The 25,951-nt window shown below is 69.7% G+C and carries 19 protein-coding genes; 10 read left to right on the top strand and 9 right to left on the bottom strand.

Annotated elements, in window-relative coordinates:
• Positions 1-43 precede the first annotated feature (43 nt).
• From ABD197_RS15240 to ABD197_RS15225, 4 genes are read left to right on the top strand one after another with little or no spacing between them, the layout of a single operon-like run.
• Positions 44-928 carry a carbohydrate ABC transporter permease gene (locus ABD197_RS15240; RefSeq protein ID WP_344055884.1) on the top strand — a complete coding sequence of 295 codons (885 nt, stop codon included), beginning with the start codon at positions 44-46 and terminating at the stop codon, positions 926-928.
• The gene (locus ABD197_RS15235) at positions 925-1,761 is read left to right on the top strand and encodes a carbohydrate ABC transporter permease (protein ID WP_344055704.1); all 837 of its coding nucleotides are present in this window, start codon (positions 925-927) and stop codon (positions 1,759-1,761) included. Before ABD197_RS15240 ends, ABD197_RS15235 begins: the two co-directional genes overlap by 4 nt.
• Before the next feature lie 22 nt (positions 1,762-1,783).
• A complete protein-coding gene (locus ABD197_RS15230) occupies positions 1,784-3,154 on the top strand; it encodes a NosD domain-containing protein (RefSeq protein ID WP_344055703.1) in 1,371 nt (456 codons plus the stop codon).
• A 25-nt stretch (positions 3,155-3,179) separates the two neighbouring features.
• Positions 3,180-4,226: a LacI family DNA-binding transcriptional regulator gene (locus ABD197_RS15225; protein ID WP_344055702.1), complete on the top strand. Its 1,047-nt coding sequence runs from the start codon at positions 3,180-3,182 to the stop codon at positions 4,224-4,226.
• Positions 4,227-4,323: 97 nt separating this feature from the next.
• Here ABD197_RS15225 and ABD197_RS15220 read toward each other — a convergent pair whose 3' ends face one another.
• From ABD197_RS15220 to ABD197_RS15205, 4 genes are all read right to left on the bottom strand, one after another.
• Positions 4,324-5,226: a carbohydrate ABC transporter permease gene (locus tag ABD197_RS15220; protein WP_344055701.1), complete on the bottom strand. Its 903-nt coding sequence runs from the start codon at positions 5,224-5,226 to the stop codon at positions 4,324-4,326.
• Positions 5,223-6,095: a carbohydrate ABC transporter permease gene (locus ABD197_RS15215; protein WP_344055700.1), complete on the bottom strand. Its 873-nt coding sequence runs from the start codon at positions 6,093-6,095 to the stop codon at positions 5,223-5,225. Before ABD197_RS15215 ends, ABD197_RS15220 begins: the two co-directional genes overlap by 4 nt.
• Before the next feature lie 54 nt (positions 6,096-6,149).
• On the bottom strand, positions 6,150-7,472 hold the full coding sequence (locus ABD197_RS15210) for an ABC transporter substrate-binding protein (protein WP_344055699.1): 1,323 nt from the start codon (positions 7,470-7,472) through the stop codon (positions 6,150-6,152).
• A gap of 100 nt (positions 7,473-7,572) precedes the next feature.
• Positions 7,573-8,589 carry a LacI family DNA-binding transcriptional regulator gene (locus tag ABD197_RS15205; RefSeq protein ID WP_344055698.1) on the bottom strand — a complete coding sequence of 339 codons (1,017 nt, stop codon included), beginning with the start codon at positions 8,587-8,589 and terminating at the stop codon, positions 7,573-7,575.
• A gap of 186 nt (positions 8,590-8,775) precedes the next feature.
• Here ABD197_RS15205 and ABD197_RS15200 point away from each other — a divergent pair, with 186 nt between their 5' ends.
• The 3 genes from ABD197_RS15200 to ABD197_RS15190 are packed head-to-tail and all read left to right on the top strand — an operon-like array spanning position 8,776 to position 12,362.
• Complete coding sequence (locus tag ABD197_RS15200) at positions 8,776-10,134, top strand: glycoside hydrolase family 172 protein (protein WP_344055697.1); 1,359 nt, start codon at positions 8,776-8,778, stop codon at positions 10,132-10,134.
• A 2-nt stretch (positions 10,135-10,136) separates the two neighbouring features.
• Positions 10,137-11,366 (top strand): hypothetical protein, encoded by a 1,230-nt coding sequence (locus ABD197_RS15195; protein WP_344055696.1) that lies wholly within the window; start codon positions 10,137-10,139, stop codon positions 11,364-11,366.
• A gap of 9 nt (positions 11,367-11,375) precedes the next feature.
• Positions 11,376-12,362: a carbohydrate kinase family protein gene (locus ABD197_RS15190; protein WP_344055695.1), complete on the top strand. Its 987-nt coding sequence runs from the start codon at positions 11,376-11,378 to the stop codon at positions 12,360-12,362.
• 97 nt (positions 12,363-12,459) lie between these two features.
• On the opposite strand, the gene ABD197_RS15185 is transcribed toward ABD197_RS15190, so the two are convergent.
• Positions 12,460-16,887, bottom strand: coding sequence for a hypothetical protein (locus ABD197_RS15185; RefSeq protein WP_344055694.1), 4,428 nt, complete (start codon positions 16,885-16,887; stop codon positions 12,460-12,462).
• Entirely contained in the window at positions 16,884-20,765 is a 3,882-nt protein-coding gene (locus ABD197_RS15180) for a hypothetical protein (protein ID WP_344055693.1), read from the bottom strand. Before ABD197_RS15180 ends, ABD197_RS15185 begins: the two co-directional genes overlap by 4 nt.
• A 206-nt stretch (positions 20,766-20,971) precedes the next feature.
• Here ABD197_RS15180 and ABD197_RS15175 point away from each other — a divergent pair, with 206 nt between their 5' ends.
• The 3 genes from ABD197_RS15175 to ABD197_RS15165 all read left to right on the top strand — a co-directional run bounded on the left by ABD197_RS15175 (position 20,972) and on the right by ABD197_RS15165 (position 24,326).
• On the top strand, positions 20,972-21,937 hold the full coding sequence (locus ABD197_RS15175) for an LLM class F420-dependent oxidoreductase (RefSeq protein ID WP_344055692.1): 966 nt from the start codon (positions 20,972-20,974) through the stop codon (positions 21,935-21,937).
• Between the two features lie 73 nt (positions 21,938-22,010).
• Positions 22,011-23,336 (top strand): MFS transporter, encoded by a 1,326-nt coding sequence (locus tag ABD197_RS15170; RefSeq protein ID WP_344055691.1) that lies wholly within the window; start codon positions 22,011-22,013, stop codon positions 23,334-23,336.
• A 90-nt stretch (positions 23,337-23,426) separates the two neighbouring features.
• The gene (locus ABD197_RS15165; protein WP_344055690.1) at positions 23,427-24,326 is read left to right on the top strand and encodes a zinc-ribbon domain-containing protein; all 900 of its coding nucleotides are present in this window, start codon (positions 23,427-23,429) and stop codon (positions 24,324-24,326) included.
• A 64-nt stretch (positions 24,327-24,390) separates the two neighbouring features.
• On the opposite strand, the gene ABD197_RS15160 is transcribed toward ABD197_RS15165, so the two are convergent.
• The 3 genes from ABD197_RS15160 to ABD197_RS15150 all read right to left on the bottom strand — a co-directional run bounded on the left by ABD197_RS15160 (position 24,391) and on the right by ABD197_RS15150 (position 25,929).
• The gene (locus ABD197_RS15160; RefSeq protein WP_344055689.1) at positions 24,391-24,561 is read right to left on the bottom strand and encodes a CsbD family protein; all 171 of its coding nucleotides are present in this window, start codon (positions 24,559-24,561) and stop codon (positions 24,391-24,393) included.
• A gap of 110 nt (positions 24,562-24,671) precedes the next feature.
• A complete protein-coding gene (locus tag ABD197_RS15155) occupies positions 24,672-25,751 on the bottom strand; it encodes a DNA polymerase IV (protein ID WP_486341518.1) in 1,080 nt (359 codons plus the stop codon).
• Between the two features lie 10 nt (positions 25,752-25,761).
• A complete protein-coding gene (locus ABD197_RS15150) occupies positions 25,762-25,929 on the bottom strand; it encodes a hypothetical protein (protein ID WP_344055688.1) in 168 nt (55 codons plus the stop codon).
• Positions 25,930-25,951 lie beyond the last annotated feature (22 nt).

Below are 25,951 nucleotides of genomic sequence, written 5' to 3'. Positions count from 1 at the left end.
CGCACCGACGCCCGCCCTGCCGCGCCGCCGCCGGCAGAGTCGGATGAACGACCGCCGATTCGCGCTCCTGCTGATGCTCCCGGCCGCCGCGTTCCTCGCGGTCTTCGTCCTCTGGCCTCTCGCCCGCTTCGTCTACGACAGCTTCTTCGTCATCTCCCCCTTCGCGGGTGCACCCCGCGAATTCGTCGGCTTCGCGAATTACGCCGCCGCGTTCGCCTCGGAGGCATTCCAGAACGCCGCCGTGCGCACCGTCGTCTACACGCTCATCGTCGTGATCGCCGAGTTCACCCTCGGGCTCGCCGTCGCCCTGCTGTTCACCGCGCTCGGTCACCGCTCCGCGGTGTTCCGAACGATCTTCATGTACCCGCTCATGATCGCGCCTGTCGTGGCGGGTCTGCTCTGGCGGTTCCTGCTGATCGACAACTTCGGCATCGTCAACGAACTGCTCTACCGGGCGCACATCCTCGCCAGCCCCGACCAGATCCAGTGGTTGAGCGACCCGAACATCGCGCTGTTCGCCGTCGCGCTGCCGGATATCTGGTTGACGACCTCATTCATCACGCTCGTGCTCTTCGCCGGTCTGCAGAACATTCCGGGCGAGGTCGTCGAAGCTGCCCGTATCGACGGCGCGCGCTACCCGCGACTCCTGTTCAGCATCATCATCCCGTTGCTTCGACCCGTGATCGCGGTCGCGCTGATCGTCCGCGGCATCGACGCGGCACGCGCGTTCGACATCATCCTGATCCAGACCGACGGAGGCCCCCAGGGCAGCACCACCACACTCAGCCTGCTCATCTATCGCACGATGACCCGCTTCGGCGATCCGGGGCTGGCCAGTGCGATGGGCACCGTCTACCTCTTCGTCATGCTGGCCGTCGCCATCGCCGCCATCATGCTCATCTGGCGTCCTGGGAGCACAGCGCGATGAACCCCCTCGAAACGCGCGGCAAGAGCCGCCTCATCCTCTGGGTCCTGCTCGCCGTGACCCTCATCCTCTACGGATTCCCGTTCGTCTACCTGCTGCTGACCTCGTTCAAGACGCCGCTCGACGCGATCGCCGTGCCCCCGACGGTCTGGCCCGAGCAGTGGACGCTCGAGAACTACGTGTCGGCGCTGAGCCGGGAAGGCGTGCCGGCGGCGCTGATCAACAGTGTCACCACCGCGGTCATCTCGACGGTCCTCTCGCTCGTGCTCGCGGTCCCCGCTGCCTACGCGATCACCCGCTTCCGCACACCCAGCGGTCGCGTGTTCATCATCGCGGCGCTGGTGACCCGGATGGTTCCGACGATCGCCGTGGGGGCGCCCCTCGTGGAGATCATGCGCAGCCTCGGGCTGACCGACACCTCGTTCGGACTCGCCCTCGCGCACACGACGATCTCGCTGCCACTGTCGATCTGGCTCATGGCGAGCTTCTTCGAAGCGGTGCCCGACGAGCTCGACGAGGCCGCGAAGGTCGACGGGTGCAGCCGGCTGCAGGCACTGTGGCGGGTGGTGCTGCCGGTCGTCACGGGTGGGCTCGCCGTCACCGCGATCTTCGCGTTCCTCGCCTCCTGGAACGAGTTCCTGTTCGCGCTGCTGCTGACCTCGGTCCGCGCGCAGACGACCCCCGTCGTGATCGCGAACTTCCAGACGCAGTTCGGGCTGGACTGGGGTGGCATGACGGCTCTCGCCGCCGTCTACTCCGTGCCGGTCATCATCCTGACCCTCTTCCTCCAGCGCCAGATCGTCGCCGGGCTGACGCTCGGCGCGGTCAAGGGCTGAGCCGACGAACGAGCCGAGAACCATGCCGAGCAACAACACGTACGACGTCACGACCTGGCCGGACGGCGACGCCCACCACGACATCGGCGCGGTGATCAACAGCATCATCGCCGACGTGAAGAAGCGACAGGCGGATGCCGATCACAACGACGGCGGAAAGCCGGGCGCCGTCATCCACATCCCGCCCGGGGACTACCGGCTGCGCACGCAGGTGCGGATCGACATCAGCTTCCTGCGCATCCAGGGCGCCGGGCACGGATTCACGTCCTCCAGCATCCGCTTCAACACGCCGGAGGCGGAGTGGCCGGACCTGCACGAACTATGGCCGGGCGGCAGCCGGGTGATCGTCGACCTGCCGGCGTCGGATGCCGGTGACGACGTCGACGGCGCGGCCTTCCTCGTCGCGCGCACCGGCAGTCCGCGCATCAGTTCGGTGGAGTTCGCGGACTTCTGCATCGACGGACTCCACTTCCGCGCCGATGGATCAGGTTCGGACCCCGAGAACACCTATCGCAACGGCAAGACCGGCATCCGCGTGGCCGACGCGAACGACTCCTTCCGCGTCACCGGAATGGGATTCATCTACCTCGAGCACGCGCTGACGATCTTCCACGCCGATGCGCTCTCGATCCATGACAACTTCATCGCCGAATGCGGATCGTGCATCGAGCTGCGCGGGTGGGGGCAGGCCTCGAAGATCACCGACAATCTCATCGGCGCAGGCCCGTCGGGTGCGTCCATCTACGCCGAGCACCACGGGGGACTGCTGATCACGGCGAACAACGTGTTCCCGCGCGGGGCGAGCAGCATCCATCTGCACGGCGTGACGAGATCGAGCATCACCAACAACAGGCTGCACTCGTTCTATCCCGGCATGGTGGTGCTCAGCGGAGGGAGCTCCGAGAATCTGGTGGGCTCGAACCACTTCCTGCGCGACCGCGAGCCGTGGGTCCCCTTCATCGACATAGACAACGGACTCGACGACACCTACGGACTCCTCGTCGTCGAGGGCAGCGGCAACTCGGTGATCGGCAACCACTTCTCGGAGATCGTCGCCGCCGAGGACATCCGACCGATCGGCGCGGCACCGGTGATCATCCGTCTGGCGCAGGGCGAGGAGAACTACGTCTCGAGCAACCACATCGTGGCGACGGACGTAGTGAGCATCGCGAGCGAGTCCTGCTTCGAAGCGCAGGTGGACGCGCTGCTGACCACCCGAGGCTCGCGCGCTCTGGCCGTGGTGACCGTGCTCGTCGAGACCGCGTCGTCGGGCAATGTCGTCCTCGATTCCGGCGCCGACGATCAGGTCACCATGGATCGCTCGGTCAACGCGCTCCGCGCCACTCCGTCCGTCGCCGCCCACGTCCCCGCGGGAAAGGTGATACGAACGTGAGAGGTCGACGATGACGGGGAGTCGCATGACGGAGAAGACAGCGGGCATCCGCGACGTCGCGGCGCACGCCGGCGTCTCGCAGACGACGGTCTCCCACGTGCTGAACGCGACGCCGCACACCAGGGTCAGTGAGGACACCGCCGCGCGCGTGCGTGCGGCGGCCGAGGAGCTCGGCTACCGTCCCAACCGATTCGCACGGGGCCTGCGCACGCACGCCTCGGACATGATCGGCCTCGTCACGGAGGAGATCGCGACCACCCCGCACGCCGGTCGCATCATCCTCGGAGCGCAGGAGGAGGCGAGCCGCCGCAACCTCACGCTCGCGATCATCAATTCGGAGCTGAATCCGGATCCGGAGGTCGACTCGGCGCAGGTGCAGGCGTTCCTCGACCGACAGGCCGACGGCATCATCTACGCCACGGTGTACCACGACGAGATCGTGGCGCCGGAGAATCTCCGTTCCCGCCCTGCTGTCCTGATCGGTGCCCGAGACGCATCGGGCAGCATCCCCGCGGTCATGCCCGACGAGCGCGCCGGCGCCGCTGCGGTCGTCGAGATGCTCGTCGCCAAGGGGCATCGCCGCATCGGCTTCGCGGCCAGCGTCGAGGACGTGCCCGCGACCAGAGGCCGCCTCCTCGGCTATCAGCAGGCGATGCAGGCCGCCGGTCTGCCGAACGATGACCTGGTGGCCTTCGGATCGGCGGACGCGCGCGGCGGCTACGCGGCGACGCTCGAACTGCTCGATCGTGAACCGACGGCGGTGTTCTGCTACAACGACCGCATGGCGATGGGCGCCTACCGGGCGGCGGGCGAGCGCGGTCTGGTCATACCGGCCGACCTGTCGGTGGTCGGGTTCGACGACCAGGCTCCGATTCCCGACAGCCTGTTCCCGACCCTGACGACGGTCACGCTCCCGCACTACGAGATGGGCGCTTGGGCCGTCTCCACGCTCGCGTCACTCCTGCATGGCAAGGACGAGGAGGCGCTGCTGGCCGCGCACCCGACCGTGCTCGCTTGCCCGCTCCTCGAACGCGAGTCCGTCGCGCCGCCGCGGAGCGCCGCGCTGCTGTGAACTGCATCGCTTCGACGGGATTCCCCGCCGCCACCTGACCGGAGGGGTCCGGGCTGCGAACCGCAGACTCCGCACTCGGGCCCCTCCACTTCCGTGGTCAGCCTTTCACTGCTCCGACGGTCATCCCCGCGATCACCTGTCGCTGGAACAGCGCATAGATAGCCAGCTGGGGGAGCAGCACCAGCGTCGCCGCGGCCATCATTCCGCCATAGTCGACCGTGTACTGGCCCTGGAAGCGTGAGACGGCCAGCGAGACCGTCACCATCTCGGGATCGTTGATCAGGATCGACGCGAACGGGAACTCGTTGAACACGTAGACGACGTTGAAGATGAGGATCGTCGCGATGACGGGCTTCATGAGGGGCAGCACGACGCTCCAGCACAGCCGCCACAGCCCGACGCCGTCGATGATGGCAGCCTCCTCGATCTCCGTCGGGAACTCCCGGAGGAAGCCGGTCATGAGCAGGGTGTTGAAGGGGATGGACACCGCGACATACGGCAGGATCAGCGCCCAGTAGGTCCCGAAGATCCCGAGTGCGAGGTCCAGGCGGTACACCGGGAAAAGCAGGATGTAGACCGGCACGGCCAGTCCCGCCAGGAGATAGAAGCGCACCGATGACTGCGCCCGTGGGCGGCGGAACACCATGCGCGTCAGCGCGAACGCGGCCATGAACGAGATCGCGGTGCCGATCGTGACCGACACGACGGCGATGAGGAGCGTGTTGCCGTACATGCGCAGCAACGGGAGCGAGGAGATCGCGTTGGCGTAGTTCTCGAGCGTGAGATGCGCGAAGGACAGCGGGTTGGAGAGGATGTCCGCACTCGGCTGCACCGACAGGAGGGCGATCCACAGCAGTGGGAGGACGATCAGGAACGTGATGAGATACGCCGCGCCGGCGATGATCCACCCCGTCCGCCGGCGTCGCCGCCGTGCCGTCATGCCGTCGGTCGCAGAGACCAGGGCGGGCGTCGCGCCGGTCCGTTCCTTCAGGTCCGTCATGAGACCGGCTCCTTCCGCCGCGCGGCGATGAGGTACCCGACGGAGACCACGGCGCCGAGGATCGTGATGATGACGGCCAGAGCCATGCCGTAGCCATACTGCTGATTGGTGAAGGTGATGAAGTACATGTAGCTGACGAGGGTCTCGGATCGATGGACGGGGCCGCCGCCGGTGAGCATGTAGACGAGCTCGAAGATCTTGAAGACGTTCGTGACCATCAGGATCGTGACGATCGTGAACGTCTCGCGCATCATCGGGATCTTGATGTGCCAGATCTGCTGCCACCCCGTAGCGCCGTCCAGCGCGCTCGCCTCCATGACATCTGCGGGGAGCATCTGCAGACCCGCATAGAAGATCGTCATCGCGAAGCCGATGCTGCTCCAGATGAAGACGATCGACACGGAGATCGGCGTCAGATAGTCCCCGCCGATCCATTGCACGGGCGGGATGCCGACCGCGCCGAGAACGCGGTTGAGCAGACCGATCTTCGGGTCGAGGATGAAGACCCAGATCAGGCCCACGAGGATCGGGGCGATGATCGCCGGCCCGAACACGAGCGCGCGGAGGGCGCCTCCACCGGCGATGGCGCGTTGGAGCAGCAGCGCGAGGGCGAATGATGAGGGGATCAGGATGCCGAGGCTCACGACCAGGATCACGATGGTGTTCTGGAGCGATTGCCAGAAGAACGGATCGCCAGCCAGAGCCGCGTAGTTGTCGAAGCCGATCCAGGTCGGGGCCCCGAAGCCCTGGAATCGAGTGAAGCTGAAGACGCCGGAGTAGATCACCGGATAGACGACGAATGCCGTGAACACGATGACCGCGGGGGCGAGCATCAAGAGGATCTTTCGGCGATTGCTGACCCAGATCATGGATGGGACTCCTCGTAGCGAGAGGTGGGGCCGTCGCCGACCCCACCCCGGTGGTCACTGCTGATTGCTGTCGAGCGCCTTCTGCACCAGCTCAAGGGCTGCCTGCGGAGTGAGCTGCCCCTGGATCACGCCGTAGATGCTGTCGTACATCGCGTTGGCGACGGGCGTCGGGACGAGCAGGTCGGGCTGGGATTGGGGGCTGGTCACGCCGTCGGCCGTCGCAGCGTCCAGCGCGGCCTTGAGCGCGCTCTGCGCGTCGGCATCCACCTGGGCCTGATAGGTGGTCACTGGAGGCTGGCCGTTGTCGACCAGGATCTGCTGCGCTTCGTCGCTGTAGTAGAACGCGAGGAACTTCTCGACCGCGGCCAGCTTGGCGGCATCGTCTGCGACCTTGTGGTCCACCGCGAACGGCGCCGAAGCTACATTCATGATGATGTTCTGCTCACCCACGCCGTCATCGAACTGCGGACCCTGCCAGAAGGCGATGTCAGGTGAGACCACGGACTCCTGGATCGCGCTGGATGCCCAGACACCCGCATCCAGCATCGCCGCGTTGCCGCTCGTGAATTGATCGACAGCCTGCTGGTAGGTCTGGGTGGACACGTTCGAGGGGAACGCGCCCGCCTCGCGGAGCTCGTCGATGTGCTCGTACAGGCGCAGGAAGTCGTCGTTCGTGTACTGGCCCGAGCCGTCGAGGAGGCCGTCGACCTTGTCCTCGTACCCGAAGCGATCGAGCATGGTCAGGAAGCTCCATACGCTGAACGCAGACTGGTTTGCCCCGTTCGAGATCGTCGTGATGCCCTTGGCGCTCAGCGTCTCGGACGCCGCGAGCAGGTCGTCGAATGTCTTCGGCATCTCGATGCCGTTGTCGGCGAGGATCTTCTTGTTGACCCACAGTCCGGTCAGCAGCCCCTGGTAGGGCACGCCGTAGACGACGTCGCCCGCGGAGAAGTTCGCGACGGTGCTCTCCGGGAAGGCGTCGGTCAGGTCGAGCTCCTCCAGAACCGGCGCGAGGTCCAGGAGAAGCCCGGCGCTCTGCATCTCCTCTGCGGTGGACTTGTAGACCCAGAAGATGTCGGGAAGGGTGTCGCTCTGGGCGGCGATGGACAGTTTCTGCAGGTGTTCCGCGACGGCTTCGCCCGACACGGTCACCTCGATGTCCGGATTCGCCTTCTCGAACGCCTCGACGATGGCCCACGTCGCCGGGTCGGCCGACTCGACGTCGGGATTCTGCATAGAGAGGGTTATCTCGGTCTTGCCGCCGTCGCCGGCGTCTGAGGACGACGTGCCGCAACCGGCGAGAACCAGTGCGGACGCGGTGAGGGCCGTGAGCGCGAGGGCGAGGCGCCCGTGCGCAGCGCGATGTGCTGTGCGCATGTACATCTCCTTTGATGGAAGTTCTGCGGTGCAGAATCGGGATTCATCGAAACGTTTGATCGAAACGTTTTTCTGAAGATAAGCGCCCGCTTCAGAACTGTCAAGCCTCGGCTGTTCCCGCGGTGAACCCCTCGGTGGACTCGCGCAGCTCGAGGGTCTGCCGGAGCCGTACGGTGCGCGGGTAGGCATCCGGGGCCTCGATCCGCTCGATGAGCAGGCCGACGGCCGCGACCCCCATGTCGAATGCAGGCTGACGCACGGTCGTCAGTCGCGGCCGGAACAGATCCGGGTTCGTGAATCCGTCGAACGTCGCGAAAGCGATGTCGTCGGGCGTCGAGCGGCCCGCCCCGTCAAGCGCCTCGAGCGCGGCGACCGCGAGCGGGGTGCTGCAGGCGATCACAACGGTCCGCGAGCGGTCTGCGAGGTCGGCGACCAGTAAGGCGCGGACCGCACCGACGTCGACTCCGGTCAGGACGAGCTGATCGGCGGCGTCCAGACCGGCATCGCGCACGCCGTCGTGGAAGCCGTCGAGGCGCTCTGTGAGTGCCGGCACGCGGGTGTCGCCGGCCACGACGGCGAACCGGCGATGGCCGAGCCCTGTCAGATGGGCCATCAGACGCCGCATGGAATCGCGGTTCTCTGCGCCAATCTGGTCGACCGGGACGTCGTGGTAGAGGCGGTCGAGCAGGACGACAGGGGCCTTCTCCTGCTGGAGCGACGTGAGCAGGTTCGGATCGGTGTTCGCGGCGCGGGCCAGGATCAGACCGTCCACGCGCCGCTCGAGCAGGGTCCTGATGGCGCGCTGCTCGCGGTCGGCGTCTTCTGCGGAGTTCGCCAGGAGGAGCGTCAGGCCGCGATCCGCCGCCGCTTGTTCGACCCCGTGGGCCATCTCCGCGAACGCCGGTTCCCCGGCATCCGAGACGATCAGGCCGATGCTGTCGGTCTTCGAGCGACGCATGGCGCGCGCCAGGGTGTCCTGCCGGTAGCCGGTCCTCTCGATGGCCTGCAGGACTCGACCTCGGGTCTTGGGTTCGACGTTGCGCGTGCCGTTCAGCACGTGCGAGACGGTCGATATCGACACCCCCGCCATCCGTGCGACATCCACCATGGTCGCCATCCGCTTGCTCCTCTGCTCGCGATGCAATCTTGCGCAAACGCTACATCATGGCCTTCGGTGCGCGTCAAAGGCACGATTCTCGCGCTCGAAACGCCAGACTTGCGCGCCCTGCCGCCGTCGGATACCGTCAAAGTCAGAAAAACGTTTCGATGACGATTCGCCCGTTCGCGGGGGAGGAGGACGACGGTGACCGAAGTCACACAGCCCACGGGGATGCTCGCCGACCTGACGCGCTCCCGGCCGGCGCGCACTGCGCGGGCCTCGAGCTTCGATCAGACCGGTCGCAACCGCGACAACTGGATCATCATGCCTGGTGAGCAGCGCACGCTCGCCGATATCGAGGGTCCAGGGTTCATCACCCACATCTGGATGACGCAGTCCTGCCGCATTCAGCCGGGTCCCGGCCAGATCGATCCGGATGTCGTCGGCGTGCCGATGCTCGAGATCCACAATGCGCTCGGCGTGAGCTGGGAGGTCGTGGACCCGGACTACTACCGGAAGATCGTTCTGAAGATCTATTGGGACGACCAGGAGACGCCGAGTGTGCTGGCACCGCTCGGAGACTTCTTCGGACTCATGAATTCGCTGTCCGGTTCGTACGAGTCGCTTCCGCTGTCGGTCTCGGCCAAGGAACCGGAGCTTCACACGTTCGGCGGCAGCGCCGCCTTCAACAGTTATTTCAGGATGCCGTTCGGAAAGCGTGCGCGTGTCGTCGTCGAGAACCAGAACGACATCCCCTACCTGCAGTACTTCTACATCGACTATGAGCTGCAGCGCGAGCAGCTCCCCGCGGACACCGTGTACTTCCACGCGCACTGGCGCCGCGCGCTCCCCAACGCGGGGTGGGGCCCCGATCTGCAGTCCAACAGCATCGAGACGACGATCCCCAACCTGGACGGCGCCGACAATTACGTTGCGCTGGAGACCGAGGGACGCGGCCATTACGTGGGGTGCACCCTCGCGGTACGCCACTTCCAAGGTTCCTGGTGGGGCGAAGGCGACGACATGATCTTCATTGACGACGACACCTGGCCGCCGAGCCTTCACGGCACAGGTATGGAGGACTACTTCGGTCACGCGTGGGGAATGCAGCGCAACGCCTACCTCTTCAACGGCACGATCGTCCACGAGGAGGACGTTCCCGGGTTTCATCACAGCTATCGGTTCCACCTGGCCGACCCGATCCGCTTCGACAAGCGCATCAAGGTCACCTTCGAGCACGGGCACGGGAATCATCTGTCCGATGAGTGGTCGTCCACCGCCTACTGGTATCAGACGCTGCCGTCACCGCAGCTCACGATCCCTGAAGTCGATCAACGTCTCCCGCTGCGCCCGGTCGACCGGGTGATCGAGGTGCCGCTGCCGGAGCTGACGGACGCACAGCGGGCCGCTCGCACGGCGGCCGCCGAGCGAATGGATAAGTTTGTCCAGAACCGCGACCGCATGCGCGCGGAACGCCGCACGCAGATCGACGAGTGGGAGCGCGGAAACGCGCTGATCGCCCGCGAAGTCCGCACCCGCTTCGACGCTTCGAAAGAGAACTGACCATGCGCCCGCACTTCCACTTCACGCCGCAGTCCGGCTGGATCAACGATCCGCACGGCATCACCTACCGCGACGGCGGGTACGACACGTTCTTCCAGTACGTCCCCGGCCAGACCGTCTGGGGTCCGAACTGCCACTGGGGCCACGCGCGCGGCCGCGACCTGTTCTCCCTCGAAGAGCTGCCCGTCGCGATCGCGCCGGGTGAGGGCGACGGTGGCATCTGGACGGGATCTCTCGTCACCGGTGCCGACGGGAAGACGCGCGTCTTCTACACCTCCACGTCCGAGCCTGACATCGGGATCGGCCGCGTCCGCATCGCGACCCCCGATGACGCGGAGTGGATCTCCTGGTCCAAGGGCGACTTCGTCGTCGACGCTCCGGCGGGGCTCGACCTCATCGCGTACCGCGACCCGTTCCTGCGGCAGGACTCCGACGGCTGGCGGATGTTCGTCGGCGCGGGCGACCGCGCCGGCACGGCGATGGCCCTCAGCTACCGCTCGGACGACCTGCAGGAGTGGACCTACGAGGGCGTCGCCCTCGAGCGGTCCTCCGCCGAAACGGCGGATGTGTGGATGGGTGCCCTCTGGGAGTGCCCGCAGATCATCGACGTCGACGGACGCGCGGTCATGGTGTCCTCGATCTGGCAGGCGGACGTCCTCTACTACTCCGGCTACGCGATCGGCACGTATGAAGCCGGCCGCTTCGTCGCCGAGCGCTGGGGCCGTCTGACCTGGGGCGACAGCTACTACGCGCCGTCCTTCTTCCGCGACGAGCAGGGCCGGCCCTGCCTCGTGTTCTGGATGCGGGGGATCGAGGACCTCGATGCCGGCTGGGCCGGTGCCCACAGCGTCCCGTACATCCTCTCCATTGAGGGCGACGTGCTCGTCGCCACGCCGCACCCCGACATCGAGCAGTACCGGGAGCCCGGCGCGACCGGACTCGCCGCGGACATCACGTGGACGCCCGACGCGGCCGGACTGCGACTGACGTCTGGTGGCGAGGACGCGGCGACGCTGGAGCTGAGCGGCGCGGGGGAGCTGATCGTCCGCATCGGCGATGCCGTGCACGCCTTCCCTGCCTCGGGGGAGGTCCGCGTGATCGTCGACGGGCCGGTGCTCGAGGTGGTGAGCCGCGGGGGACTGTTCGGTGCGCCGATCGCGCCTCGTGGCGACACGCTGACCGTGACCGCCGGTGACGACTCGGACGTGACCGTGCATCCCCTCGCGCGGTAGCGTCGCGTCATGACCTCGCACAACGATGATGCCGTCGGCGCCTCGAACAACGGCATCCTGGTGATCGGTGAAGCCCTCATCGACATCGTGGTCACCGCAGACAATTCCGAACCCGTCGAGCACGTGGGCGGGTCCCCGGCGAACGTCGCGCTCGCGCTCGGCCGTCTCGGCGACCGTGTCAGTGTGCTGACCGCGATCGCCGACGACGACCGCGGCCGGCGCATCGCCGATCACCTCCGCGCATCCGGGGTCGCCATGCATCCCTCCTCCTGGAGCCTCGACCGCACGTCCACGGCTCTGGCCCGCATCACGGCGGACGGCTCTGCGCGGTACGAGTTCGACGTCACCTGGTCGCTGCCGTCGGTGCCCGTCGTGCGCGATGACATCGTTCACGTCGGCTCGATCGCCGCGTTCGTCCAGCCCGGCGCGGACTCCGTGCTCACCGCGCTGCAGAACACCCCGGAGCCGACGGTGATCTCGTTCGACCCGAACATCCGCCCGGCTCTGGTCGGCGACCGCGCGGCGGCGCTCGCGCAGGTCGACGCGATCACCGCGCTCGCCGACATCGTGAAGCTGAGCGACGAGGACGCCGAGTGGCTCTACCCCGGCTGGGGTGCCGAGGCGGTCGTGGACCGCCTGCTCGAGACCGGTGCGCGTGTCGTCGCCGTGACGATGGGCGGCGACGGCGCGCTGATCGGCTCGGCGCACGGCAAGGTCACCGTGCCTGCTCCGCACGTCAAGGTGCGCGACACCGTCGGCGCGGGCGACACGTTCTCGGCGGGGCTCATCGACGCGGTGCTGCACCAGCCCGACCTGCTGCAGACACCGGATGCCGACGCCCTCACCTCCCTCGGGCGCCACGCCGCCGCCGCCGCGGCGATCACCGTTCAGCGTCCCGGTGCCGATCCGCCGACCCGGGAGGAACTGGACCGCGCGCTGCGCGCGGAGGGTGTCCGGCGCTGCACGACCGAGGGCATCGGCCTCTTCCCGTACTGACGCCGCCCGATCGGAGGCTGTCGCGCTTTCGGAAGGACGATCTCAGCGAGATCGTCCTCCGAAAGCGCGAAACCCTGCAGAACCGGAGGCGGCGTGCTCAGGGCAGCTCGACGGAGTCCGCGTACACCAGGCGGTGGTCGCGCTGAGGCAGGACCGCGAGGAGGGGCGGCAGCCCGATCGTGTCGGCTTCGTGCACCTCGTACTCAGCGAGCTGCACGCGCAGGCGCTCGCCGGCCACCCGCTCGGGCAGCGCGACGCTGCCCACCCACTCCGCCTCGGCGAAGCGCTCCTGTCGAACCGCCGAAAGGCTCAGGCGCACATCGAGCTCCACCGGGTCGCCGACCGCGGTCCAATCCAGATCGCTCGTCGCATCGGCGGGCAGACGCTCCGCCCAGGCCGCGATGCGCCGCGACGCACGGATCTCGGAAGCGAGATCGGGAAGTCCGCGTGCATGCTCGGGAACGCCCACGGTTCCGGCGAGCGAGAGGATGACCGCCGACGAGTCGGGAGTGACGGTGAACGTCGCCTCACGGCGGGGGAGCGGCTGCAGCCAGTCGGCGCGGACGACGCTGGAGATCTCCACCCCTGGCACCGAATGGGGCTGATACCTCGCGAGCGCCAGCTGCACGAACGGCGTGTACGCGTCACCGGATTCGATCGCGACGTCGCAGAACCAGAGGCGACGCTCCGGATCGAACTCGGGTTGATGGCCGACCACGACGACGGTGTCGGGCACCTCGGCCAGCGCGACGGTCCCGACCGCTGTGCGCCGCGGGAAGTGCGTCGCGTACGGTCCCGCCGGGAGCGACTCTCCCGCGAAGACCGGATCCGCTCCCCACGCTGTCGTGAAGCGCAGCCCCGCCGCGCCGGTGCCGGGCGTGAACGTCCGGAACTCGGTGACCAGCGCCGCCGTGGCGCGGACGTCGGCGGCCGCCGAGAGGTCGGCATCCGCGGTGCGTGCCTCGCCGATCGAACGGTCGACGCTCACGAGGAAGCGGTCGAGCGCGGTGCGGGGGCGGGCCGATCGGATGCCGCGCTCGGGCGCCGGCGTGGCCTGCGCCACCTGGGCGAGGCGCTCGGCGATGAGCGTCGTGGCGTCGCCGCCCGGTGCGCCGATCGCGCTCTGCGCGACGACCTCCTGCGCCCACGCCTGCGCGGCACCGCGTGTGGTGCTGTCCACGAGGATTCCGGCGTCGACGTCGACGGGCCAGCGCACGTGCGGCTGGCGGGCCAGCACGACTCCGAGGAGCTCGTCGGGGCCGCTGGAGAACCACGGGCGGCCGAGATAGACACGCAGACCGCCGGCGGTGCGGATGCGGCGCACCGCGAACGGCGCCTCCACCGCGAGCGCCTCGGTGCGCCACTCCCAGTACGGCACGAGGTACTGCACGTCCGGCGGGGCGGGTCGCGAGCTGGAGGGCACGTCGACCCGCAGGGCCGCGCCCGTCGATGTGGTCAGCGCCGGGTCGTCGGTGATCCGCGCCGGGAAGTATTCGCGGAAGCGCGTCGTCGCGGTCGGGGTGTAGTCGACCCACCGATGCCGGGTGTCGCCGAACTCGTGCCGGACGGCGTGGCGCGGACCGTAGGGTCCCGCCGGCGGGCCGTTCGTGCGCCACAGGCGCGCGTCGACCTCGAAGGGCTGGATCTCGAAGTCCGACACGTGGGATCGCTTGCCCTCCTCCCGCGGCATCGGCTCGAGGACGTCGTCGACGGGGTCAGACCACGCCGCATCGATGTCGAGGCGCCCGGTGCTCGCGGCGTGGTTGTGCACGACACCCGGCAGCAGCGAGAACGTCGCGTCGACGTCGCGCATCCAGCCCGGTTCGAGTCGGATCTCCGGAGCTTCGAGCGGCTTCTCGACCGCGTGCACGAGTGTCAGGTCGCTCGCGGGGGTGATCATCCAGTGGCGACCGCGCCGGACGGTCTCGCGCTGCGCGGCCGATGCCGGCGCCTGGTCCTCGTCGATCAGATGCCACACGCGCATCAGGTCGATGTCGGCGTCGTCGAGGAACGAGCTCAGGTGGACCGTGCGCAGTGTCGCCTTCGGCAGCGCCACCGTCAGGACGCGGGCATCCGCGTCGAAATCCGGCGCCCCGTCGCCCTCGACGACGCGCAGCAGCACCGGCCGGCGGTCGGTCCAATCGGCGGGGTCTCCAGGCCAGCGCAGGAGTCGGGTGGGCGGTTCGCCCTGCACGTCCGGTGCGCCGCCGGCCTCGTCGCCGGGCAGCGTGGTGAGCGAGATGCCCCGGGAGAGCGGATCGGGCAGATACGGCAGCTCGAGCGACACGGCCGGGTGCACGACGTACTGGCCGTCGGGCAGCACCTGATCCTTCTGGCCGGTCAGGGCATCGGCCGGTCCGCGCGGGTTGATCACCTGCGCACCCGGCGCGGTGAGGAAGCTGCCGGCCTCGCGCGCGGCGACCTGGAACTGGGCGGCGACCGCATCGGCGTCGCCGGTGAGGGCGGCGTCGAACATGCCGTGCGTCTCGGCGAGCTGCACGCTGCCGATCGGAGCGGCCAGGTGGCGCTCATTGCGCGCGCGGTAGACCACACCGGTGTCGCCGCCGGGCTCGTGCCCGGGGAGCGTCCGCACGCGATCGAGAGCGATGTACTCCTCGACCGGGACGTCGAGCGTCGACCGGATCACGAGACGCATGAGGGATTCGCCCTCGGTGTACTGCGTGAGCGGGATCACGGCCGGGGAGGGGACCGGCTCCCAGCGCTGGTACGTCTCGAGATCGCGCTCGTGGGCTTCGTCGAGCTGATCGTCGGGGATCGACATCCCGGACAGGTCGACCGCCCGCACCCGCAGCCGGTACGCGCGCCCGAACCGCAGGCGGGGAAGCGACCCGCGCTGCACCCGGAATCGCGCGGCGAGCGGGAAGCCGGTGTCGGCGACCTCGGGCCGGGTGGCGGGATCCACCGGCGCGGTCTCGCCGACGACCTTTCCCGGCCGCTTCACCGCGAGCGACCATCCGTCCCAGCCGGCGAGCGTCTCGTGCAGGTACTGGTCGGCGGCGGGGTCCGGTGCCGCACTCGAGGTGGCGGCGGCCTTCAGGTAGCCCTCGTCCGGCGCGGGTTGCACGCTGAGGGGCCGCGTGTCGGCGCCGGGCGCGACGAGCTCGTACCGGCCCTCGCGCCGGTGCAGCGAGAACCACTCCCGCGTCCCCGACTTCTCGTCCTGGATGTCGATGCGCCAGCCGCGGGTCACGTCCTCGGCGCCGAGCTGCGCCGGTTGACCGGCCGTGTGGCGCTGATCGTGTCGGGCGGACCGGTCGAACTGGGCGACCATGTCCGCCGCCCGGTCCTGCCGGGCGACGATGATCCCGTTGGAGCGCAGGGCCGGCAGCGACGACGCATCCGCCGTCATGGACTCCGCCCCGTTGTTCGCCTGGGCGCTGTCGCGCAGATCCTGATCGGTGCGTTCGAGGTGCGCGAGAAGCGTCGTGAGCTTGAGCGCGGCGCCGTCCGGGTCGAGCTGGTCGACGAGGAAGCGTCGGGCATCGTCGACGGTGAGGCTGCCGTCGACGATGTCGGGGACTTCCGAGCGGGATGCCGGAGCCCACGCGCGGTCCGTCCGGTGCGCCAGCGTCCGGGGTCGCGCCTGCTCGGGCGCGGTCGCGGGGACGATGAGCTCCTCGAGCAGCCCCCCGTTGAACCCGGACGCGACGCGGATCTCACTGATCTCGCGGATGCCGCCGTCATCGGGGATGCCGATGTCGATCGCGAGCCCGAGATGGCGCAGCAGCGCCGGGTAGTCCGCGCACCGGGCGACGAACGAATGGAACTCCGGCGCGATCGGCGGCGGCGCGACGGCTGTGGCGGCGGCCCCGTCCCAGGGGTCGTCGGTGCGGTCGTAGAAGGTCGTCGCCGCCGCGAGTGCGAAGGCCGGCCGCTCGGCCGGCGGGACGTCCTCGATCCGCAGGAAGCGTCCGGGCAATCCGCCCGGACGCGGGTCGGAGGTCCGCCGCACACCGGCGATGAGTTCGCGGATCGCACGACGGTGACCGCCCTCGCCGAACCGCTCGCGCACGCTCAACGGCGAACGCAGCTCCGCGAGCTTGCCCGCGAGCGGTCCGCGGGTGATCGTGGGGAAGGCGGTGGGGCTCGTGACGGCGACGGTCTGGTACAGCCCCGCGACGGCCCGGGCGACCTCGGCGACGGGGTACGAATGCACGACGGCCTGCGAGAAGTCCTGGAACCCGGCCTCGCCCACCGCGGTCGCCCCGAACAGCTCCTCCCACACCTTCGGGTCTGGCGTCACCGCCCCGGGGTCGCGCACCTCGGTGAGCGGGATGCCGTCGAGCACCCCCAGCCCGTCGACCTCGATGGCCCAGCGCGCCTCAGTCAGGGTCTTCGGCCAGTTCGCGAACGCCGCGAAGTCCGCGAGGGGGAGACGGATGCCGCTCCCGGCCGGCGCGCCGGTGGAGAGTCTCGGCGTGACGAACACCGTCACTTTCAGCAGCCCGTGCTCCGGCATCCGGCCCGCGGGGATCGCCGTGAAGATCGCGGCCTCGGTGCTCACGGCGTCTCCACTCCGAACGCCTCGCAGTACTGCGCCCACGGGTCCTGCTCGAGCCCGCGGTCATCGACGTACCGGTCCATCGTGTCCAGGAACGTGGGGTCGCCGCTCGAGCCGGCGAATTGCTTCTCGCACGAGACCGACACCGAGAAGGACAGGAAGCACACCGACACCTCGATGCTGATCGAGGCCTTGCCGACGGCCTTGGAGGCTCCTCCGATCGAGCGGTAGCTGAGCTCGAGGTAGAGCTCGATCGCGGCGGAGATGAGTCCGAGGACGTCCACTTCACCGCGCGCCCGGAAGTAGCCGGTGAGCTGCACGGCCTCGGTGTCGCCCTGCAGCTCGAGGCGGAAGTAGATGCCCGCCATGACCGACAGGCTGCCCGACGCGACCACGAAGCTCATCTCCACCGCGGCGCCGAACTCGAACGCCGCCTCGATGACCTTCAGTCCCTTCGGCGAGACCGTCAGCGCGAAGAACCCGCCGCCGGCGAAGAACGCGACCTGCAGGCGGAACGGGTTCTCGCGGGTCGCGAAGAAGAACCGGAACTCGAGGGACTCGCCGATGAACGGCACCGAGAGCTCGGCGCCGACGTGGATGTTGCTCAGTGCGAACACCCCCACCGCGAGATCCGGGATCTGCAGATCGAAGCCGGCCTTCAGTCCGCTCGGCTGGATGTCGAGATAGGGCGGATCGCTGAAGCCGTCGAACGGGATGATCTCCTTGAGCGTGTTCACGAAGGCGAGCGGCCCCAGGAACTCGATGCCCTCGGCGCGGCCGTCCTTGCCGTCGCTCAGCTCGACGTTCACGTCGGTCTTGCGGCCGGGCTGGACGGAGAACTCCATCACCGTGACGTGGATCGCGAGGAAGCCGGTGTCGCCGAACAGCGTCACCGTGAACGGCGGCAGGGCGCACGAGACGAGCGTGGTCGGCGTTCCGCCGCGCAGCGGCGCCTGCACTTCCGAGACGAGCCGCAGCACGCCGTCGCCTTCCGGGCGGAACACCGGCGGGCTGACGCCCGTGGGCGGCCACGGGACGAGCGGTGTGCTCCACTCCAGTCGGGCACTCACCCGCTCGGGCAGCAGAGCGCCGGTCGCGAAGGCCTGAACGGCCTGGGCGACGGGCGCGGCATCCGTCGCGAGGTCCGCCAGCCGGTCCAGCAGCGCCATCAGGCGCTCACGCTCCGGTCGCGCCACGGCGAGCGCGTCGCCGATCTCGCGGAGACGATCGGCGAGGGCGCGGGCGTCACCGGCGACCTGCGTCAGCAGCACGTCGAACGGCTGAGGCGGATGCGGCGGCTGCAGCACCGCCGCGAGGGCATCGGCCACCGCCGCCGCGGAGACGCCGAGATCGGCGGCTGCCTGCTGCACCGCCGCGGACTGCGCGGCGAGCGGAGCGCTCTGCGCCGCGAGGAACGCCCTCGCCTCGGTGATCGACGATCCCAGGTCGACGACGACGTTGACCGACTTGGTGACGAAGGCCGGAAGCGGTCCGCCCGAGGAGGGCAGGAGCTCGGACAGAGGAAGGATGCCGAACAGCTTCGCCGCGTCGAGGCCGAACATGCCGCCGACGTCGAACCCCGCGGCGTTCGACGCGAGCTGGGTGAGGTCGCCGCCGACGGGACCGACGCGGCGGGCGAGGGCGGTCACGCCGACGCTCGGACTGACGAAGCTGCCGGAGCGCTGGGACTGCGTCGAGAACCCCATCGTGACGGCGGATGCCGGAGGCAGAGGAGTGCCGCTGTCATCCGACAGTTGCAGGAACAGCCCGCCCTGATTGCCGGGGGCATTCGCCCCGGCGCCGACACCGTGCTCGCGATACGCCTTCGCATACGTCAGGGCCCGGGCGCCGGTCTGACCGGTGAACGCGGACATCGCGGGCACCGGCGCGTGGGCGACGCGCATGACGGGAAGCACGAAGTTTGTCGACTTCTCCTTCGTGACCGTGTCGAACTCGGCGTCGAAGCGGATGCGCTGCGTCGCGAGCGTCGTGTCGTCGGGGTCCAGGGGCGGCGCGAACGCGAGCCGCTGGCCGAGGAGCGGATAGGTGGTGTCCACCGCGTTCGCCGCCGCCAGTGCGGCCTCCCGGGACGCGGCGCCCTCGAAGACGGTCTTCTCGACGAACACCGCGGGGCCCTCGAACTCGACCAGCCGGTTGGCGATGTCGTTCGCGAGGAAGCGGAAGTGGAAGGCGTGCGTGCCGGCGCCCGGCGCGCCGGGTCCCGGTGCCGGACCGTCGCCCTCGGCCACCTCGGGGACGAAGATCTGCCCCGGTGCTCCGGTCAGGAGGGTGCGCGGGGCGGAGAGCGGCGGTGTCTCCTGCGTGAGCAGCCGCACCCAGCGCAGCGGCATCCGATTGTCGAACTTCTTCGTTCCCGTCGCGAGGAACCGCCGCTCCGGCTCGCGGACGACGACGAAGAGCCGCTGGTAGAGCGTCGCGCGGCCGTCGGCCTTGACCCGCCGCTCGGTGACCTTGACGAGCGAGGCGCGGTGGCCGAACGGCAGCAGCACGCCCTGATAGACGACCTTCACGTAGTGATCGCGGCCGAGGGTCGCCCGGTGACGCCACTCCTGGATCGACAGCCCTTCGGCGCGGGCCGGATCGAAGTGCGCCTCCAGCGCCAGCCATCCCCCCGGGGCGGTCAGCATGAGGCGCTCGACAGCCGCGGGCTGGGGCTTGTACCCCGGCCACCGGTGGTTCGAGGTGAGGTGCACGAGCTGCATGCGATCGCGGACGGTCAGGCTCGCGCGGAACGGAGGAAGGGTCGCGGGGTTGCCGAAGTCCTCGCTGGGGAAGACGGCTTCGCGGGCCGCCGCGGCTTCGGGCGTCCGGAAGTCACGGGTCCACACCGCGCGCACCGTGCGCGCGGCAGCCCGGGCTTCGTCCAGCGGCGGAGCGCTCGCCGGGTCGAGGTCGGCCGGGCCGTCGGTGCGCGTGGCGAGCCGTGAGTGCCACAGCTCGATCCGTCCGTCGTGCTCCGCCTCATGCAGCGCGTGCGCGAACGCCCCGCGCGAGTGCGGGCTGAGCTGCAGCCGCCACGGGATCTCCAGGGCCGTCTCGGTCTCGGTCGGCGGCCGCGGGATCGGTGGGCGCACGTCGATGGGGATGCGCGGCCCGATCTCCAGGCCCGGCCGGATGTCGGTCGTGACCGCGGCCACCGCCGCGGCCGCCCCGAACCGCTCCTCCAGCTCGGCGGCGGTGCGCCGCAGCTGCGCCGCCGCGGTCAGGTCGACGAACGCGGCGTCCGTCCGCCGAAGGCTGCGGCGGACCGCGGCGCGGCGGGAGACCCGCACCCGCGCGTCGACCGATGCGATCGCCCCGCGCTCCACCGCGAGCTCCTGCCACCGGATCAGCGGCGCCGCGTGCTCGGCGTGCGGCACGACGCTCAGGGGCAGCACCCGCATCGCGTGCAGCAGACCGGCCGCCGTGAACGGGATGCGCTCATCGGCCACCGCGTACGCGACCCGGCTCTCGCGCGCGATGCGCGCCTTGACCGGATAGCTCGGGACCTCCGCGCCGCCGGGCGGTGCCGCGGCACGGTTTCCGTCACCGGGCACCGGCTCCGTCGCGAAGGCGCCGGCCGGACCGGCCGGGTCGAAGAACGCCTGCTCGAGCAGGTGCTGGGGTCCGAACACCGCGACGAGGAAGGCGGGCTTTCCGGCGTCGCGGCGGACGAGGACCGGGATGCCGGCATCCTCGTTCCGGTCGAGGTTCACGAACCGGAATCCGATGTTCAGCAGATCGCCGGCCCGCAGAAGATCCAGCCGGGGAAGCGTCTCGCCCGACGCGCCGGCGACCATGTCGACCACGCCGCCCAGCTCACCGACCGGCACCGTGATCGAGGGCGCCCGCTCGAACACGCGCGACACCGCCGCGGCCATGCGTGGATCCCGTTGCCCCGCCATCGTGCCCCCGCACTGCGCCGCTCCCCCGAGTCGACGGCGACACTCTACTCGCGCCGGCCGCGCGGCACACCCCCTCCGGCGACAGCCGTCGTGGCACGCCGAGTCGCCTCGGTCAAGCCCCCGGAGCACCGGGGTGCGGGCGCGCAGAGTGGAGACCCCCCCCGACGACCCGGAAGGACCCCATGCCCCGCTTCGGCTACACCCTCATGACCGAGCAGAGCGGACCCCGCGACCTCGTGCGCTACGCCGTCGCGGCCGAGGAGGCCGGCTTCGAGTTCGAAGTCTCCAGCGACCATTTCACACCGTGGCTGACGAGCCAGGGCCACTCGCCCAACGCCTGGGTCACGCTCGGCGCCGTCGCGCAGGCCACGTCGAACGTCGAGCTCATGACCTACGTCACCTGCCCGACGATGCGATATCACCCCGCGGTCGTCGCCCAGCAGTCCGCGACGCTGCAGCTGCTCTCCGAGGGGCGCTTCACCCTCGGGCTCGGCTCGGGCGAGAACCTGAACGAGCACGTGATCGGCGAGGGCTGGCCCGCGGTGCAGGTGCGCCAGGCGATGCTCGAGGAGGCGATCCAGATCATCCGCGAGCTGCACACCGGTGAGCTCGTCACGTGGGAGGGCGACTACTTCCGGGTGGACTCCGCGCGCATCTGGGACGCCCCCGAGGGCGGCGTTCCCATCGGCGTCGCCGTCTCGGGTGACAGCTCGATCGAGCGGTTCGCCGATCAGGCAGATCACCTGATCGCGGTGCAGCCCGCCGGAGACCTGATCGAAGCGTGGGATGCCGCCCACGGGAAGGGCTCGCGCAAGATCGGTCAGATGCCGATCAGCTGGGATCCGGACGAGAAGGTCGCGCGCGAGCGCGCGCACGACCAGTTCCGCTGGTTCGCCGGGGGATGGGCCGTGAACGCCGACTTGCCGACGCCGGCGGGCTTCTCGGCGGCGAGCCGGTTCGTCCGGCCGGAAGACGTCGCCGATTCGATTCCGTGCGGCCCCGATCTCGACAGGATCGCGGAGGGCGTCAAGGAGTACCTCGACGCCGGTTTCACCGACGTCGCCCTCGTCCAGGTCGGTGATGAGGGCCAGGAGCGCTTCCTCGCCGAGGCGGCCGCTCCGCTCCTGGAGAAGCTGCGCGCGCTCTGAGGCGCACCGCGGGGCCGGGTGTCCGGCGGGAGTACGGTGGAGAGATCCCCCCACTGCCGACCGTCGGACACCCGTGACCTCTCCCGCGCTCCCCACGCCCTCCTTGCGTGCGTGGACGATCTGGAGCGTCGGGGTCGCCGCCTACGTCCTCGCGATCACGAACCGCACGTCGCTCGCCGCGGTCGGCGTGGACGCCGCCGATCGGTTCTCCGCCGACGCGTCGACCCTGTCGATGTTCGCGGTGCTGCAACTCGGCGTCTACGGCGCCATGCAGATCCCGGTCGGGGTGTGGCTGGACCGCTGGGGTGCGCGCCCGATCATCACGATCGGGATGATCCTGATGGCGGTCGGCCAGCTCGTCATGGCCCTCTCGCCGAACGTCGGGATCGCGATCGCCGCCCGCATGCTGCTCGGCGCCGGCGACGCGATGGTCTTCCCGAGCGTCCTGCGCGTGATCGCCACCTGGTTCCCCGCGCAGCGCGGTCCGGTGATGGTGCAGATGACCGGCATCCTCGGACAGCTCGGTCAGATCATCGCGATCATCCCGCTCGCTGCGCTCCTGCACGCCACCTCCTGGTCGATCGCGTTCGGCAGCGTCGCCGGGCTCGGCATCCTGTTCGCGGTGCTCGTGTTCGCGGTCATCCGCAACCATCCGCCCGATCGGGCCGAAGACGTCTCGGTCGACACCGACACCGGGGCGATCAGGGTCGTCACGTCGGCCGTGGACACGAGGGTCGGCATCCGCGCCGCCTGGTCGCACCCCGGCACGCGCCTGGCGTTCTGGTCGCACTTCACGACACCGTTCGCAGGAACCGCGTTCATCATGCTGTGGGGTGTCCCGTTCCTCACCTCGGGGGAGGGGCGCACGCAGGCCGAGGCGGCGGCGATCACGACCGTGCTGGTGCTCTCGGGCATCGCGATCGGGCCGGTCATGGGTCTGCTCTCCGGGCGCCTGCCGCACATGCGGTCCCGCGCGCTCGTCCTGCCGACGATCGCCGTGCAGATGATCGCGTGGCTCGTGGTGATCGCGTGGCCCGGTCCTGCGCCGCTGTGGCTGCTGTTCGTGCTCGTGGTCGCCCTCGCGACGGGGGGACCGGCATCCATGATCGCGTTCGATCACGCACGGACGCACAACCCGAGCCACCGGCTGAGCACCGCGACGGGCATCACGAACTCAGGCGGGTTCCTCGCCGGGATGATCGCGATCTTCCTGATCGGTCTCGCGCTCGACCTGCAGGGAGCGGGCACCCCGGACACGTTCACGCTCGACGCGTTCCGGATCGCGTTCCTCACGCAGGTGCCCTTGTGGCTCGTGGGGGCGCTCTTCATCGTGCGCGAGCGCAAGCTCACGCGCATCCGTCTCGGGCTGGACGAGCCGCGGCGCAAGCGGCGGCGCTGACGGCTCTTCGCGTCGGGAAGGTGGCGGCTCTGGTCGTCTTGCGGGTGACACCTCGGTGCGGTGGGGGAGGCCCCCGCTAGCGTCCGGGGCATGGCGGAACCGGTGCGGGCGTGGTGGGCGCGGAGGCAGTTCTCGCGCGGTGCGGAGGTCCCGTACCCGGTCGGCACCTACCGCGAGGCGTGGGCGGCGTACCCGATGCTGATCCGCCAGTACCACCCGGAGCTCAACGCGGGCATCACCCTCACCCAGGTGCCCCCTGCGGCCGACGTGCTGCTGCTGTGGGAGTGCGAGTCCGGGCACCGGTTCGTCGCGACGCCGTCCGAGCAGCGCGCGCGTCCGGGGCGGCAGCGCCGTCGGTCCGCGTGGTGTCCCGACTGCGCCGAGCTCGCCGCGCCGAAGCGAGTGGTCCCGGCGGCGGTCCCGGCCCCGCCGAGCGCTTCAGGCCCGACGCCGTCGGCCGCATCCCCGGCCCCACCGCGCACCGAACGCCCGACCCCGGCGCCGCCGCGCGTGAAGCGGCCGCGCACTCTGTGCCCGAAGACCCCGGCGCTCCCCGCGGGCGAGCCGTTCGTCAGCGCGTGCGCGCCGCGGCCGGCATCCGCCGTCGAAGCCCGACTGCGCGCCGACATCTTCGCCCGGCTCGAGGTGACGCCGGGCATGAACGCGGTCCGAATCAGCCGCCCCTTCTTCGACCACCTCGAAGTGTGGCCGGACATCCTGCTGCCGGAGCTCCGCGTGGCGATCGAGTACGACAGCACCGGCCGGTTCGGCCTCGAACACGTCGGCTCACGCGAAGATGCAGACAGACGCAAGGACCGGATGCTGCGCGCCGCGCGCTGGGAGGTGGTGCGCATCCGCACCGGCAAGCTCGAGAAGCTCGGCCCGCACGACCTCCAGCTCTCTTCGCTCGGGCGGCGCGGCATCGACCGGCTGATCGACACCCTGCGCGAGATCCGCGGGCCGCTGTTCGTCGATGCCTATCTGCGCTGAGGCCCCGATACGCGAACGGCGGCCAGGACCTCTCGGTCCCGGCCGCCGCGTGGGGGGCGTGTGTTTACTTGAACGCGTCCTTCACGTTCTCGCCGGCCTGCTTGAGGTTCGCGGCCGCCTGGTCGCGCTCGCCCTCGGCTTCGAGACGCTCGTTGTCGGTGGCCTTACCGACCGCTTCCTTGCCCTTGCCGGTGAGGTCCTGTGCCGCGTTCTTGATCTTGTCGTCGAGGCCCATGGCTGTCTCCTTCGTTCGAGGTCGAGTGGCTCGTGTCTGCGCCGCTCGTGGATCCATCCCACGCCGACCCCGGCCGACCGGACAAGGGCTTGACAACCCCGACCCGTGCGCTACCAGCCGCCGCGGGTGGGGGTGTGGCCTTCGCGGGCCCCCTCCGGCATCGCCATCTCGGCGCGAACCCCGAGCAAGCGCACCGCGCGGTCCGGCGCGATCTTCGCCGCGAGCTCCCGCAGCTTCCCGCGGATGACCGCCGGGTCCGCGGTGCCGGCGATCTTCTTCGTGAACGTCTTCGTCGTGAACGGCGCGTACCGCACCTTGAGCCCGAGCCCGACGACGGGTCGGCCCTCGGCCGCGACGTCGGCCAGCACCTGCGCGAGCAGGTCGTCCAGCGCCGCGTCGACCTCGGCACGGTCCTCGAGGTTCGCGTTGAACGTCGTCTCACGGCTGTGCCCGCGTGCGACCCACGGGGTGTCGTCCACGACGCTCGCGCCCTCGCCGCGCCCGAGCTGCGCGTACCACGGGCCCATCCGCGGGCCGAACTCGGCGATCATGGCCGCCGGGTGGGCCTGCGCGAGCTCGGCGACGGTGCGGATGCCGAGCCCTGCGAGCCGACGCGAGATCTTCGTCCCGACGCCCCAGAGCTCGATCGTGGGCCGATCACCCATCACCGACAGCCAGTTCTCGACCGTGAGGCGGAACACGCCGCGCGGCTTGCCGAACCCGGTGGCGACCTTGGCCCGCACGAGCGTGTCGCCGATACCGACGCTGCAGTGCAGCCGGGTCGCCTCGAGCACCGCCGAATGCACATCCCGCGCGTACGCCTCCGGGTCGGACGTCTCGACGCCGACGAACGCCTCGTCCCAGCCGAGCACCTGCACGACCGCGCCGGGCTGCGCGCGGAGGGTCGCCATCACGACGGCGGATGCCGCGTCGTAGGCCGCATGGTCGACGGGGAGGATGACGGCGTCGGGGATCTTCCGGGCGGCGATCCGCAGCGGCATCCCCGACCCCACGCCGAATGCGCGGGCCTCGTAGGACGCGGTGGAGACGACCGCCCGTTCAGCCGGGTCGCCCCGGCCGCCGACGATGAGCGGGAGTCCGGCGAGCTCGGGATGCCGCAGCACTTCGACCGCGGCGATGAACTGGTCCAGGTCCACGTGCAGCACCCAGGAGCGGGCAGCTGCACTCATGGCCGGAAGGTCAGGACCGGCGACTCTGCGTGTGGAAGAGCAGCCCCACGGCGAGGGAGATCACCAGGATGCCGGCAGCGAAGATCAGCCCCTGGAACGCCGACACGGTGAATGCGAGACCGAGCAGGTAGAAGCCCGCCAGGAACAGCACCAGGTACAGAGCGAACAGAACGATCATCGCTACCTCTCTCCAAAGTCCC

The sequence above is a fragment of the Microbacterium lacus genome (assembly GCF_039531105.1).
GTDB lineage: Bacteria > Actinomycetota > Actinomycetes > Actinomycetales > Microbacteriaceae > Microbacterium > Microbacterium lacus.
The sequence above is the reverse complement of the archived record's forward strand: the minus strand, read 5'-3'. Positions and strand labels throughout refer to the sequence as shown.